This window comes from Paenibacillus sp. MT124 (assembly GCF_058792755.1).
Window position 1 is genome coordinate 236,767 of the sequence record NZ_CM179500.1, and the last position, 14,425, is coordinate 251,191.

Consider the following 14,425-nt stretch of genomic DNA (forward strand, 5'->3'; position numbering starts at 1 on the left):
GTTCTGACCGCGCAGTGGTCCAGTGTACAGCTATTTATTCAGCTTATGACATCTAATCCAAGGGAGATGAACGGGATGAGCGAAACCAAAGACGTGGTGCTGGAACAGGAAGAACAGGTCGTTGAAGCCGGGGTACACCATTTTAGCAAAGAGGAAGAATGGGTCAAACCAGAAGATCCGCTGCTCCTTGAGCGGCTGGAGTGGTTCAAGGACCAGAAGCTGGGGCTGATGATGCACTGGGGCCCCTATTCCCAGCTTGGACTCGTGGAGTCCTGGGCACTGAGCGATGAGGATGGCGATTGGTCGCGTGATGACATCGACTGGACGGACGACATGGAGCATTTCAAGCGGGAATATTTCGATCTGAACAAAACCTTTAATCCGATCCGTTTCCAACCCGAAGAATGGGCACAGATGGCAGCAGACAATGGCTTCAAATACTTCCTGTTCACGACGAAGCACCACGACGGTTTCTGCATGTGGGACACCCATACGACCGATTATCGGATCACGGGCAAGGATACCCCGTTTCATACCCATAAATATGCGGACATCTGTAGAGTACTCTTTGACGCATTCCGGGCCAAAGGGCTGGGGATCTCGGCGTATTTCTCCAAAGCGGACTGGCATACCCCGTATTATTGGGCACCTGGAATGGAGCGCGGAAGCCACATGTGGCGCGGACCATCGTACGATCCCCACAAGTACCCGTGGCTGTGGGAGAAATTCGTGGAGTTCACACATGAGCAGATCATGGAGCTGCTGACCAATTATGGCCGGATCGAATGCCTGTGGCTGGATGCCGGTTGGGTGCGAGAGGGTCGCCACGGCCAGGATATCCGGCTGGGAGAAGTTGTGGAGCGGGCACGTCAGACAACTCAGCCATGGCTTCTGTCAGCAGACCGCACCGTAGGTGGAGCATACGAAAATATTGTTACCCCAGAGCAGACCATCCCGGAACACCCGATGAATATCCCTTGGGAGAGCTGCATCACCGTGGGTAATTCCTTCGCCTTCGGATTTGATGACCAGTATAAATCGGGAAGACAGCTGGCGCATATTTTGCTTGAAGTGGTGTCCAAGGGCGGCAACCTGGCGCTGAATGTTGGACCGCAGCCGGATGGTCGCCTTCCCAAAGGGGCAGTGAGGGGCATCAAGGCACTTGGTGAATGGCTCAACACCCACGGTGAAGGGATCTATGGAACTCGGATCTGCGGACCTTATTTTACGAAGGATTGGGCCTTTACACAGAAGGAAGAGATCAATACCGTGTACGCCTTCCGTTTATACAGAAACGAGAACGAAGCAGTAGAAGCACAAGTCATCATCCCTTATTTGGAAAAAGTAGAGCGAGTCGAACTTGTGGGCACCAATGACGTAATTTCGTATCAGCAGACGGAGAATGGACTCGTTGTCGATCTGCCGCCATCTGCAGTTTCTGGGACAGCACCGATCACGCATACGTTCAAATTGTTAACAAGTGGGTAGATGGCATGTGAATTCCGGGGGAGCAATCAGGGCCTCCGGGATTTTTGTATTCAAGCATATGGAGGTGAGATTCCTAATAATAAAGGCGCATAAATGCTTGTGCCGCAAGGGTTTATGGAATATGGAGAGGTGGGAGAAAATTACGAATTGATCAAAAAACCATGTTCCATGTACTATCGAATTAAGAAAGCGCTACCTGATACTATTACTAACACGGTTAGCGTCAAAACATCAATTTGATCGAAAAACAGGATGTTTTAGTGAATTGAATGTAATGTATTATTACACTTGAGGTGTAGAAGGAGTGACGCAAATGAGTCGAGCTACGGAAAGCATACCCGCCAACCTGGAACTCCAGCAAAGGAATCAGGTGGAGCCCAAAAGGCAGCATCCATTCATCAAAAGCCTCAAGAAGCATTGGGAGCTCTATCTGCTCGTTCTGCCTCCCGTGTTGTATCTGTTGATCTTCAAGTACATCCCCATGGTTGGGGTACAGATTGCCTTTAAGGATTTTAGTGTAGTCAAAGGAATCTGGGGAAGCCCCTGGGTCGGATTCAAACACTTCGAGGCATTCTTCGAATCCCCCAACTTCTGGCTCCTGATCAAAAATACAATCGGCATCAGCTTCTACTCCCTGATCGCCGGATTCCCCATTCCGATCCTGCTTGCGCTGGCGCTGAATGAGATCCGAACGGGTTACTTTAAGAAGACCGTCCAGATGGTCACCTACGCTCCGCATTTTATCTCCACGGTCGTGATGGTATCCATTATTATTCTGATGCTGTCCCCGCATGTGGGCGTGGTAGACAAGCTGTTCACGCTGCTCGGCTTCCCGATGACCAACTTCATGGGCATTCCGGAATATTTCAAATCCATCTATGTCTGGTCCGGTGTATGGCAGGGCATGGGATATTCATCCATCATATACATCGCCGCCCTTGCGGGTGTTGATCCATCGCTGTATGAGGCAGCGAAGATGGACGGGGCTTCAAGACTTCGAAAGATATGGCATATCGATCTTCCAACGCTTGTTCCAGTCACCGTTATCATGCTGATTCTGAGTTTGGGCAGCATTATGGGTGTCGGCTTTGAAAAAATATATCTGATGCAGAATCCGCTCAACACAAGCGCATCGGAGGTCATCTCCACGTATGTGTACAAGGTTGGTCTGATCGGTGCAAATTTCAGCTTCTCCTCGGCAGTAGGGTTGTTCAACTCCATTATCAATCTGATCCTGCTGATCATCGTCAACGGCATTTCCCGCAAAGTATCCCAGAACAGCTTGTGGTAAAGGAGGAGCTCATCCATGTTCAACCTGTTTAATCGTAACCGGATCAAGGATCCGCTCGGTGACCGCATCTTCATGACACTCAACTATATCTTTCTGTTCGCCATACTGTTAACGGTATTTTACCCCCTCTTGTATATCATCAGTTCTTCATTCAGCTCTTCACGAGCCGTTACATCCGGTCAGGTGTGGCTGTTCCCAGTGGACTTTAACATCAAGGCGTACATCTCCATTTTCAAAAGTCAGCAGCTCATGCTCGGTTTCTACAACACGATCATCTACACTGTGGTCGGCACCTTCATTAACGTGGCACTGACCGTCATGCTGGCTTATCCCTTGTCACGCAAGTCGTTCTATGGACGAGGAGCCATTATCATTTTCATGATGATCACGATGTTCTTCGATGGCGGTTTGATTCCAACCTACCTCCTGATGAAGGACCTGCACCTGCTCGATACACGCTGGGCGATGTGGCTGCCAGGGGCGCTCGCGGTGTTCCAGGTCATCGTCGCGAGAACCTTCTTCCAGTCTTCCATCCCGGAAGAACTCGGAGAGGCGGCGGAAATGGACGGCTGCCGGGATATCCGGTATTTGATCAGCGTCGTACTTCCGTTGTCGAAGCCCATCCTGGCTGTCATGACACTCATGTATGCCGTAGGTCACTGGAATGCGTATTTTGATGCCCTGATCTATCTGCGTTCCGAAAAGTTGTTCCCGCTGCAATATGTCCTGCGCAATCTGCTCATCCTGAATGCGGCTGATCCGGCGATGCTCGCCAATACCAGTCAGCAGATGCGGGATCAGGGCTTCGAGCAGGTATTGAAATATGCACTTATCGTTGTTGCAAGTATTCCAATTTTGATCATGTATCCGTTTGTACAGAAGCATTTTGTCAAAGGGGTCATGGTTGGTTCCCTCAAGGGATAATTCACAGGAAATGATGCCCGGCTGGCCTCTTGAAAGGAGGTGGAAGGAACACGCCGGATTCCGGGATCGGTTTTATACGAGTGCAGTAAACGAGTTGTATGCCGTTTTGAACAAAAAGGAGGAGTCAGATTGAGAAAATCTTGGATTTCGATGTTGTTTCTGGTCTTTGCTTCGATGGCTTTGTTGTCCGCATGCGGTTCATCTGAAGAATCGGGTGCAGGTAGCGACGGTAGCGGCGAGAGCGGTGGCCCTGTAACGATGACTTTCTTTGCCCCGCAAGGCAAAGCGTCCATGGAAGAGAATGAGTTTACCCAATTTATCGAAGACAAGTTCGACGTTACCCTGAAATGGGATCTGGCCCCGACAGACGCATTGCAGGACCGCAGACAATTGCTGCTCGCCAGTGGTGATTATCCCGAAGTGTTCCTTCACGGCAAGTTCACCACCTCAGATCTTCAGAACTATGGAAAACAAGGTGTGTTCCTACCGCTGCAGGATCTGATTAAGCAATATGGCCCGAATCTGACCAAGATCATGGAAGAGAAGCCATATTTCAAAGAAGCCATCACAGCTCCGGACGGCAACATCTATGCCCTGCCGATTTTCAACGAATGTTACCACTGTACGTATGCACAGAAGTACTGGATCAACACGGAATGGCTTGATAACCTGGGCCTGAAAATGCCAACAACGACGGATGAATTGTACACAGTATTGAAGGCGTTCAAGGAGCAGGATCCCAACGGTAATGGCAAGGCTGATGAGATTCCTCTCACTGGCGCACCGAACAAGTACGTATGGAACGGCAACATTGATGCCTACCTGATGAACAGCTTTATTTACAACGATAACGACAAATACCTGATCGTGAACGATGGCAAGGTTGATTTTGCAGCAAACAAGGAGGAGTGGAAAAAAGGGCTGGAGTACATGAACAAGCTGTATGCAGAAGGCCTGATCGACCCGGCTTCCTTCACGCAAAACGATCAGGCGATCGGACAGCTGGGAAATAAGGAAGGCGACGAAGTGGTCGGCTCCATTACAACAGCACTGGTCAGCTATCTTGTGAACACCTATGACAAAGATATTGCACGTCACCAGCATTGGGAGATCGTTCCTCCATTGAAAGGACCGGATGGCGTACAAACAACAGGTGCTACACAGAGCGTAGGCGAGTTTGAGTTTGCTATCACGAACAAAGCAACAGAAGCACAGCAGATTGCGGCGATCAAAATTGTGGATTATATGTTCAGTGAAGAAGGTGCCCTGTACGCGGAATATGGCCCGACCGAAGGTAAGGGATGGAAGAAGGCTGATGCAGATGAGAAAAACATTAATGGTGAGCCTGCCAAGTACAGCTACTACAACCTGCCTGAACGTGACCCGAACGTTGTCGTTAACGAAAGCTGGTCGCAGATCGGAGCACATGACTTGTCCAATACGTTCCGTAATCTGTTTGCCGAAGGTCAAAATCCATTAGAGGCAGAAGGCTACGGTACAAGGCTGGCTCAAGCGACCAATGTGTATGAACCATATGCACCAAAAGAAGTATATCCGGCAAATGTATTTATTCGTCCGGAGGATACCGAATCGGCAGCACAGCTTACCACGGCCATCAAGGATTATGTGCAGACCAATATGGCACAGTTCATTATCGGCAGCAAAAGCATCGATAAGGAATGGGATTCATATGTCAAAGGCTTCGATGGACTGGGACTCAGCAATTACCTTGAGATCTACCAGCGTGCAATTGAGAAGGATCAATAATAGTTGAGGAATTCAAGATCGAGACTGTCCCGAAGTCACCAGTGACCGGGACAGTTTTATCCTTTGACAACCCCACTTCCTCCGATATAATACGGATTATTTATAGGTAGTTAACGACCAGAGCGAGTGGTTGTCGTCACATGTATAAACAGTGGTGGGGGGACCTTGGGGATGAACAACAATTGGTTTAGACGTTTGCTGCTTTCGTATCTGCCTGTGTTCTTTATTGTGACTACGATTCTATTTATTATCTTTTTCCAGATTTTCAATGAACAGAACCGCAAGGAAGCACTAAAGGCCAATGAATTTCTGGCTTCACAAGTGACGCAGTATTTGGATAATTCCCTGCGCTCGATCGATTTCAAGGTGCTGCGTGAGATTTTGACCAATCCGAATCTGAAAAATTATTACGCGGTAACCGGAAGTGATGATGTCTACGCGGGCATTCAGGCAGTTCAGGTTATCGACGAATTGAAAATAGAATATCCGTTAATCGACTCCATTTATATGGTCCGTTACAGGGATGATAAGGTATTCAGCAATGGCAAGCCCGTGCCCATCGAGGAGTTCCCGGATGCGGCATTTATAGAAGACAGCCGGGCTGCAGAAACGCAGAAATGGGTCGGCGGAAGAACCTTCAGGGCCTTTCCCACAGAGGAAGGAAAACAAGTCATTACACTGATCCGTGGAGTTGGCAATGGGAGTGGGCTGATTGTGGTAAATGTTGATCTGCAGACGCTGCAGAAGTCCATTATGCAGATGTACGATCCCGAGTTCACCTTCGTCAATATCTACAATCGGTCGGGCGGCAATCTGTGGGACAGCGGTGTGACAGAAGAGCATGCAGTCCAAGCCTCTTCCGGTGAAGTTTTCTCTGAATTCACTTCCAGCTACAGCGGGTGGAAGGTACAGACAGGGCTGAACAATGGCAAAGTCGTCAAATTTGCCCTGAAATTCTACAATATCTGGTTTGTGTTTGCCGTGGCTGTTGTCCTCATTGGTGTGGTGTGGGTGATCTATGTAACGCGCAGGAATTACAAGCCGATTCAGCAGATCGTCACGTTAATTGAGACGGTTGCTTCACAGAAACAGCCAGGCATGGGCCATTCCAAGGAGAACGAATTCCGATTTATCCAAGCCACGCTGGAACAAATGATTGACCAGACGAAGCAGTATCAGGAGGAGTACGAAGAGAATCTGATTTTGAAGAAAAAATACTTCTTTCAGGAACTGCTGGAGGGAACGAGGGAATTTACTGCCGATGAACTCTCGGCCGAGATGAACAGGTTCAGTCTGCCGCAATTGGACGACAGATGGACCGTAATGGTCGTTGAGATAGACCGCTATTCCCGCTTCATTGAAGAATATCATGTGCAGGACCAGTCCCTTCTGAAATTTGTATTGTCCAGCATTTTGCAGGAGAGCGCCCGCAAGGAAGATACCGAGGTATGGGCGGAGTGGATCTCGGACCATCGCCTGTATGCCATCTTATGGTTGCCGGAGACTCCGCAGCCGGAAGAGAGTGAACGCAGACTGTTGGAAGGCTATCTGGATCAGGTCGAGCAGTATCTGAACTTCACGGTAACCATTGGAATTGGGCGGGTGGCTGTTGATCTGCGTGGTCTCAGAGCATCCTTCAAGGAAGCGGTCCATGCGCTCGATTACAAAGCGGTGCTGGGTGTAAACCGAATTATTCCGTACGGTGATGTGCCGGGCTCAACCAATGACGTGTATGAATTCCTGAAGACCATATCGCTGTTGGTACAGGCCATGCGGCTGTCCGATGACGATTGGGACAAGCATTTTGACAGGCTGTTTGAGCAAATTCATGCCTCAATGTTGTCCCGTCAGGAAATCATAAACACGATCCAGCTGCTGTTCCAGCATGTGAACCGGGAATTCGCAGAGCTGCCGCGTGAATACCACGAGCTGTGGGCGGAGGTTATGGGTCATCTGCTTCGCAATCTGGAGGATTGGGAGACCGCTGAAGATCTGCAGGAATTGTGTAAGGATGGCTTCCAAAAACTTGCCGGACAGATGCAGGTGCTCCGTTGTTCCAAAAAACACCGGACACATATTCTGGAGATTCGCAAGTATATCGAAGAGAACTATAACAATCCGGATCTGTCTTTGAATTATTTGAGTGACCTGTTCGATATTAATCCGAAGTATTTAAGCAAGCTTTTCAAGGATGAGATTGGCGAGAAATTTGTGGATTTGCTGATCAGTCAGCGGATTGAGAAGGCCAAACAGTTGATGCAGGAGACGGATAAGGCCATTCAGGAGATCAGCGAGGAAGTCGGATACACGAATTACAACTCCTTCAACCGGGCCTTCAAAAATGTGGTAGGGGTCGCACCGAGCGATTACCGAAAAGCCATTTGATCTTAATTGGAACACAAGCAGCAAGCCAAGCCAAATGCATAAGGAGAATGTGCACATGGATTATAGAGATGCTTCGTTACCGATCCCCGAGCGGGTACAGAATTTGCTTGAACAGATGACTACGGAAGAGAAAATCGGTCAACTGATCCAGCCGATGGGCTGGAAGACATACCGGAAAGAGTCGGATGGCACCGTACAAGTGACGGAGGAATTCAAAGAAAATATCGCGCAAGGTGGGGTTGGTTCTCTCTACGGCGTGCTTCGTGCCGACCCGTGGACCGAGGTAACACTGGAAACCGGGTTGCCCCCCGGCCAGGGAGCGGCTGCCACCAATAAAATTCAGCGCTATGCGATTGAAAACTCACGTCTGGGCATTCCCATTTTGTTCGGGGAGGAATGTTCGCATGGCCATATGGCGATCGGGGCAACCGTATTTCCGGTGCCACTGACCGTAGGAAGCACGTGGAATACGGAATTGTACCGCAAGATGTGTGAGGCCATTGCGGTCGAGACTCGCAGCCAGGGTGGAGCAGCAACCTATTCGCCTGTGCTGGATGTAGTGCGTGATCCAAGATGGGGACGGACCGAGGAGTGTTTTGCCGAAGACCCATTTCTGATTGGTGAATTGGCTGTGGAAGCGATCAGGGGATTACAGGGAGACCGTCTCGATTCGGACCGGACCATTATGGCAACGCTGAAGCATTTTGCGGGATATGGAAGCTCGGAAGGAGGGCGTAATGCCGCTCCTGTGCATATGGGTCTGCGCGAGCTGCACGAGGTAGACCTGCTGCCTTTCAAAAAGGCAGTGGAAGCCGGTGCCTGTTCAGTAATGACAGCGTACAACGAGATTGACGGTGTACCGTGCACCTCCAGCACGTATCTGTTGAATGATCTCCTGCGCGAGCAGTGGGGCTTTGAGGGGTTTGTCATCACCGATTTTGGTGCCATTCAGATGCTGGTCAGCGGACACAACACAGCGGAGAACGGGGAGCAGGCCGTAGCTCAGTCTCTTCAAGCGGGTGTGGACATGGAGATGTCCGGATTCATGTATCGTAAACATCTGGCGAAGGCATTGGAGCAGGGATTGATTCATCATCAGGATCTGGATACAGCGGTATGGCGGATTCTAGAGATGAAGTTTAGATTGGGGCTGTTCGAGCAGCCTTATGTCGACCCAGACTTTGCGGAGCGAGTGATTGGTTGCGAAGAGCATGTGGAGCTGGCAAGGAAGGCAGCCCAGGAAGGGATTGTTTTGCTCAAAAATGAGGAGAATCTCCTTCCGCTCAGCAAGACGAATCCGAAGATCGCGGTACTGGGTCCGAACGCCAATCATACGTATAACCAGCTGGGAGACTACACCTCACCACAACCAAGTGGGCAGATTGTTACGGTGCTGGAAGGTATACGCCGCAAGGTTGGTGCTCATGCGGATCAAATCCTGTACGCGCCCGGCTGCCGGATCAAAGGCGATTCCAGGGAGGGCTTTGCGCAAGCGCTCGCTTGTGCCGAACAGGCCGACGTCATTGTGATGGTTATGGGCGGATCAAGTGCTCGCGACTTCGGGGAAGGCACGATTGATCTGCGGACGGGTGCATCGGTTGTAACGGATAATCCATGGAATGATATGGAGTGTGGTGAAGGTATCGACCGTTCATCGCTGAATCTGATGGGTGTGCAGCTGGAGTTGGTGCAGGAGATATATAAGCTGGGCAAACCCGTGGTTGTCGTATATATCAACGGGCGACCTATTGCAGAGCCTTGGATCGACGAGCATGTGCATGCCATTTTGGAGGCCTGGTACCCCGGGCAGGAGGGCGGCAATGCGGTGGCAGACATTCTGTTTGGAGATGTGAATCCATCCGGGCGTTTGACCATCTCCATCCCCAAACATGTCGGACAGCTCCCCGTGGTTTACAATGCCAGACGTACGCGGGGGAAGAGATATTTGGAGATGGATCTGGAGCCGCAATATCCGTTTGGTTTCGGACTCAGCTATACCGAATTCGAGTATGACCATGTGAGAGTGGTGCCTGAAATGATCGAACCGAATGGTGAGGCTGAGGTTCAGGTGGAGGTCACGAATACAGGTAAGGTAGCTGGAGCTGAAGTTGTGCAATTCTATATAACGGACGAAGCTGCTTCCGTCACCCGGCCGGAAATGTCACTTAAGGGTTTTCGCAAGATCTATCTGGAGCCCGGACAGACCCAAACGGTTACTTTTACCGTGAATGCAGAGCACCTGGAGCTCATGGACTCCCGCTATCAGTGGGTGGTTGAGCCGGGCAAGTTCCGTCTGATGGTTGGCAGCAGCTCTAAGAAGTGGAAGGCATGCGATTTACAAGTGCGAAGTGAGGTGGGACCGGTATGATTCGGATAAGCCGATTTATAGAGGATATGTCACAGCAGCAATGGTTAGCGAAGGTGGAGCTGCCCGAATGGCAGATGCAGAAGGCCAGATATATACGGCCTGGGGAATACCAGATGGAGCAGGAAGAGGCCTCCGTCCAATTTGTAAATCCCCTTCATAGTACACATGGAACGACATATTTTATGAGCAAGCTCATTGAAATCCCTGGCGATTGGGAGGATCATGCCATTGCTTTGACTTTTGAAGCGGGTGGTGAAGGGCTGCTGAAGGTGAACGGCATGCCGTATCACGGACTGGATCGCAATCATTGGCTGGTCCCGCTTCCCCGAAGCCGGGTTGGGGCATCACCCCTGCTGGAGATTGAGCTGTATGATCCCATTCCGGAGCCGCACGATCCACTGAATCGCCAAGCGGTCATACAACCACCGGTCCGGGGCATACATACAGCCCTGGTACATATCAATCGTCCTCTGCAAAGTCTCATGTATAGCGTAACAGTGCTTGCAGAATCGCTAAAGGCATTGCCTGAAAAAGATCTGAAGCGTACCCGGCTGGTTCGGACCATTCACCAAATCATGGATGAGATGTACAACGAGCCGAGGCGGTGGGTTGAGCCAGCGTGGGTGCAGCGCTTCGAACAATTGCTTGCACAGTCCGTGCAGGAGCAGGATCCGGAAGAACAACGGGATGGATTCATGCATCTTGTGGGACAGTCACATATTGATATCGCCTGGCTCTGGCCTGTACGGGAAACCGTGCGCAAATCCAGCCGTACCTTCTCCACGATGTGTACCTTAATGGACGAGCATCCGGGGTTCGTGTATTCACAGAGCCAGCCTCAGCTATATGCCTTCGTGAAGGAGCATTATCCGGATCTGTACGAACGGATCAAAGCTCGCATTGCTGAGGGTCGATGGGAACTCGTCGGTGGCATGTGGGTAGAGCCGGACTTGAATATCCCGAGCGGCGAGTCCCTGGTGAGACAGATTCTGTACGGACAGAACTTCTACCAGGAGGAGTTTGGCAAGCGCTCCAGCATCGAATGGCTGCCGGACACTTTTGGCTACTGTGCGTCCCTGCCGCAAATACTTCAGCTTGCGAATGTTCCCTATTTTATGACCACCAAGCTCAACTGGAATGACACCAATGCGTTTCCTTACGACCTGTTCGACTGGGTAGGCATAGATGGTACCTCAGTGCTGGCATATCTCAATCACGGGGTGAATGAGCATACGCGTCCCAAGGATGTGGATGAACACTGGCAATCCTATAAACAGAAGGATCTGCATCCGGAGCAGATGCTGCTCTATGGACATGGAGACGGTGGGGGCGGGGTCACACATGAGATGGTTGAGTTCGCGGAGCGCGCCCAGTTCATGGTGGGTCAGCCGATCAGCACATTCAGCACGGCTCAGGCCTTTTTTGAAGAGATTTCAGCCAGCAATCCAGCGTTACCGAAATGGCATGGTGACCTGTATCTGGAACTGCATCGCGGAACATATACGACTCATGCGCGAAATAAACGCAGCAATCGCAAGGCTGAGGTGCTGTATCGGGATGCAGAAATCTGGGGGCAGTTTGCAGGGACTGAAGCAGAGCAGATCAAGAGCAACCTGGACGACGGATGGAAACTGATGATGCTGAATCAGTTTCATGATATTATCCCTGGCACATCCATTCCGGAAGCTTACGTTACGTCTGCAGAAGAGTACACGAGGGTGTTTGAGCTAGGCACGTCAGCTCTGAATAATTCACTCGGCAGCCTCGCAGAGCGCATTGCAACGGATGGATGGGAAGGCATACCGTATGTCATATTTAACAGTTTGGGCTGGGAGCGAGGAGAAGTGGTGACCCTTAGCGGGGGTGCTGAACTCAGCGGCATGGCAGCGTTTGACCAGAACGGTAATCGGTTGGATTGTGATCTGGTGGAAAAGGAAGACGTACGGACTCTGTCTGTCGTTATCCCATCCATCCCTGCGTTTGGTTATACGACGATATGGCTTCGCCCAGACAAGTATTCTTCTCCGGCTGCATTGACGGAGGACTCTTTCCCTTCCAGCTGGGAGACCCCATTTTATATGGTTGAATTCAACGAGATCGGCGAGATTACCAGATGGTACGACAAATCTGTGGGTCGGGAGTGGTTGAAGCCAGGGGACAAGGCGAATGAACTGCAATTTTTCCACGACAAACCAACCTACTGGGATGCCTGGGACATTGATCCGAGGTTCGAATCTCAGCCTGCAGGCAAGGTTCAGCTTATCTCGAAGGAGATTGTACAGCGGGGTGCAGCCAAGGATGTACTGCGGTTTCGCTGGAAGTTGAATGAATCTGACATCAGCCAGGATATCGTATTTTATCGTCATCAGCGACGGGTGGATTTCCAGACAAAGGTCAGCTGGAATGAAACTCATAAGCTGCTCAAGGTAGCCTTTCCGGTGGATCTGGTGGCTGCCAAAGCAGCGTATGAAATCCCGTTTGGTGCGCTGGAACGGCCGACACATAACAACACCAGTTGGGAACAGGCACAGTTTGAGGTCTGTGGGCATCGCTGGGCGGATATCTCCGAGGGCAATAGCGGAGTAAGTCTGCTGAATGACTGCAAATATGGATACGACATCAAGGATCGGACAATTCGCCTGTCCCTACTGCGTGCTCCGAAGTGGCCGGATGAACATGCCGATCAGGGCGAACATGAATTTACGTATTCATTATTGCCCCACCAGGGAGATTGGCGGGAAGCTGGGGTCGTACGTCAGGCGATGGAGCTGAATCATCCCGTTCAGGCCGTTGCCGCAAGCAGGCACGCGGGCGTCCTACCTGCGGAGCATGCCTGGATTGATTATCAGAGCAAGCATGTCATCCTGGATACGGTTAAGGCCTCGGAAGATGGCACGGGAACGATACTTCGCTTCTATGAATCGTCAGGTGGCCGGGAGACGGTACAGATCCAGTGGAATGACCGGAATGTGGAGGCATCGATCGTCAACCTGTTGGAGGATGAAATCAATCCGCTTGCTTCTGAGAAAGGCACATTCGAGCTAACATTTAGACCCTATGAGATCAAATCGGTGAAACTTCGTCCTGTTGATTAAGGGGTAGCCAGGCATCGCCTGGACAACAGCTTGGAACCTACATGGTAAATGACGTAAATGGAATAAAAGGTGTTGGATTGATATGTGACGGCGATTCATACTTTAGTTATGATGAGGAAGAGTCGATAAGAGTCACTTCTCTATCATTGACGTTCATATCATCTGATTATCGGCTCAGACAGTATCCTGTTTTGAAAATACCAATTCACGGGAGGGCATGACATGACATTAACGAACAAGATCGGTGTAATCGTGGATAGCTTCGGCGTAGGTGTGCGTGAAGGGTTGAAAAAGGCCAAGGATGTGGGTGCTGAAGGTGTGCAAATCTATGCGGTCAAGGGAGAGATGGATCCGGAAAATCTGTCTCCCGCGGCACGCAAGGAGCTAAAAAGCTATATTGATTCCCTGGGTCTTGAAATTTCAGCCCTGGTCGGCGACCTAGGCGGTCACGGATTTCAGGTGAAGGAAGATAACCTATGGAAAGTCGAGAAGTCCAAGCGAATCGTGGATCTGGCACTTGATCTGGGTACCCATATTGTGACGACCCATATTGGCATTGTCCCGCATGACCCTGTCTCAGAGGTATACGCTACGCTGCACGCAGCATGTGAAGAGCTTGGTCAGTATGCAAAAAGTGCAGGGGCGTACTTTGCAATTGAGACAGGACCGGAGACGGCAGCTGATCTGAAAGGATTTCTGGATACCCTCTCAACAAACGGGGTTTCAGTCAATTTTGACCCGGCTAACATGGTGATGGTAACGGGTGATGACCCGGCTCAGGGTGTGCGTCTGCTGAAGGACTACATCGTACATACCCATGTGAAGGATGGTGTACGCCTGAAGGAAGTCGATCCAAGGGATGTATACGGTGCAGTGGGCTATGCGCCGATGGATCATGAGAAAATTGCCGAAATGGTATCCTCAGGAACCTTTTTCCGCGAGGTGCCGCTCGGAGAGGGTGGAGTGGATTTTGACAGCTATTTTGCTGCCCTTCAGGAGATTGGTTATACAGGGTACCTGACGATTGAGCGCGAAGTCGGCGATCAGCCTGAACAGGATATCCGCAAGGCGGTTGAATTTATCAAACAATACCGTTAGGGAGCTGAG

Annotated in this window: 8 protein-coding genes; all 8 read left to right on the plus strand. The window is 50.6% G+C overall.

Annotated elements, in window-relative coordinates; all coding sequences use genetic code 11:
- Window positions 1–75 precede the first annotated feature (75 nt).
- The 8 genes from AC3RCI_RS01135 (at window position 76) to AC3RCI_RS01170 (ending at window position 14,416) form a co-directional block, all read left to right on the plus strand.
- Window positions 76–1,488 carry an alpha-L-fucosidase gene (locus AC3RCI_RS01135; RefSeq protein WP_492527319.1) on the plus strand — a complete coding sequence of 471 codons (1,413 nt, stop codon included), beginning with the start codon at window positions 76–78 and terminating at the stop codon, window positions 1,486–1,488.
- 313 nt (window positions 1,489–1,801) lie between these two features.
- The gene (locus tag AC3RCI_RS01140) at window positions 1,802–2,779 is read left to right on the plus strand and encodes an ABC transporter permease (RefSeq protein WP_153976529.1); all 978 of its coding nucleotides are present in this window, start codon (window positions 1,802–1,804) and stop codon (window positions 2,777–2,779) included.
- Between the two features lie 15 nt (window positions 2,780–2,794).
- Window positions 2,795–3,703: a carbohydrate ABC transporter permease gene (locus AC3RCI_RS01145; protein WP_095293099.1), complete on the plus strand. Its 909-nt coding sequence runs from the start codon at window positions 2,795–2,797 to the stop codon at window positions 3,701–3,703.
- A gap of 129 nt (window positions 3,704–3,832) precedes the next feature.
- The gene (locus AC3RCI_RS01150) at window positions 3,833–5,470 is read left to right on the plus strand and encodes a type 2 periplasmic-binding domain-containing protein (protein ID WP_492527320.1); all 1,638 of its coding nucleotides are present in this window, start codon (window positions 3,833–3,835) and stop codon (window positions 5,468–5,470) included.
- Window positions 5,471–5,641: 171 nt separating this feature from the next.
- On the plus strand, window positions 5,642–7,855 hold the full coding sequence (locus AC3RCI_RS01155; protein ID WP_492527321.1) for a helix-turn-helix domain-containing protein: 2,214 nt from the start codon (window positions 5,642–5,644) through the stop codon (window positions 7,853–7,855).
- Between the two features lie 55 nt (window positions 7,856–7,910).
- Entirely contained in the window at window positions 7,911–10,223 is a 2,313-nt protein-coding gene (locus AC3RCI_RS01160; RefSeq protein ID WP_492527322.1) for a glycoside hydrolase family 3 N-terminal domain-containing protein, read from the plus strand.
- Window positions 10,220–13,318 carry an alpha-mannosidase gene (locus tag AC3RCI_RS01165; RefSeq protein ID WP_492527323.1) on the plus strand — a complete coding sequence of 1,033 codons (3,099 nt, stop codon included), beginning with the start codon at window positions 10,220–10,222 and terminating at the stop codon, window positions 13,316–13,318. The genes AC3RCI_RS01160 and AC3RCI_RS01165 overlap by 4 nt, the downstream gene beginning before the upstream one ends.
- A 222-nt stretch (window positions 13,319–13,540) precedes the next feature.
- Window positions 13,541–14,416, plus strand: coding sequence for a sugar phosphate isomerase/epimerase family protein (locus tag AC3RCI_RS01170; RefSeq protein WP_492527324.1), 876 nt, complete (start codon window positions 13,541–13,543; stop codon window positions 14,414–14,416).
- The last annotated feature ends 9 nt before the right edge of the window (window positions 14,417–14,425 follow it).

What these genes read in the sequence shown, in the direction of transcription:
- AC3RCI_RS01135 (WP_492527319.1), top strand. Translation starts at nt 76, where the DNA reads ATGAGCGAAACCAAAGACGTGGTGCTGGAACAGGAAGAACAGGTCGTT.
- AC3RCI_RS01140 (WP_153976529.1), top strand. Translation starts at nt 1,802, where the DNA reads ATGAGTCGAGCTACGGAAAGCATACCCGCCAACCTGGAACTCCAGCAA.
- AC3RCI_RS01145 (WP_095293099.1), top strand. Translation starts at nt 2,795, where the DNA reads ATGTTCAACCTGTTTAATCGTAACCGGATCAAGGATCCGCTCGGTGAC.
- AC3RCI_RS01155 (WP_492527321.1), top strand. Translation starts at nt 5,642, where the DNA reads ATGAACAACAATTGGTTTAGACGTTTGCTGCTTTCGTATCTGCCTGTG.
- AC3RCI_RS01160 (WP_492527322.1), top strand. Translation starts at nt 7,911, where the DNA reads ATGGATTATAGAGATGCTTCGTTACCGATCCCCGAGCGGGTACAGAAT.
- AC3RCI_RS01165 (WP_492527323.1), top strand. Translation starts at nt 10,220, where the DNA reads ATGATTCGGATAAGCCGATTTATAGAGGATATGTCACAGCAGCAATGG.
- AC3RCI_RS01170 (WP_492527324.1), top strand. Translation starts at nt 13,541, where the DNA reads ATGACATTAACGAACAAGATCGGTGTAATCGTGGATAGCTTCGGCGTA.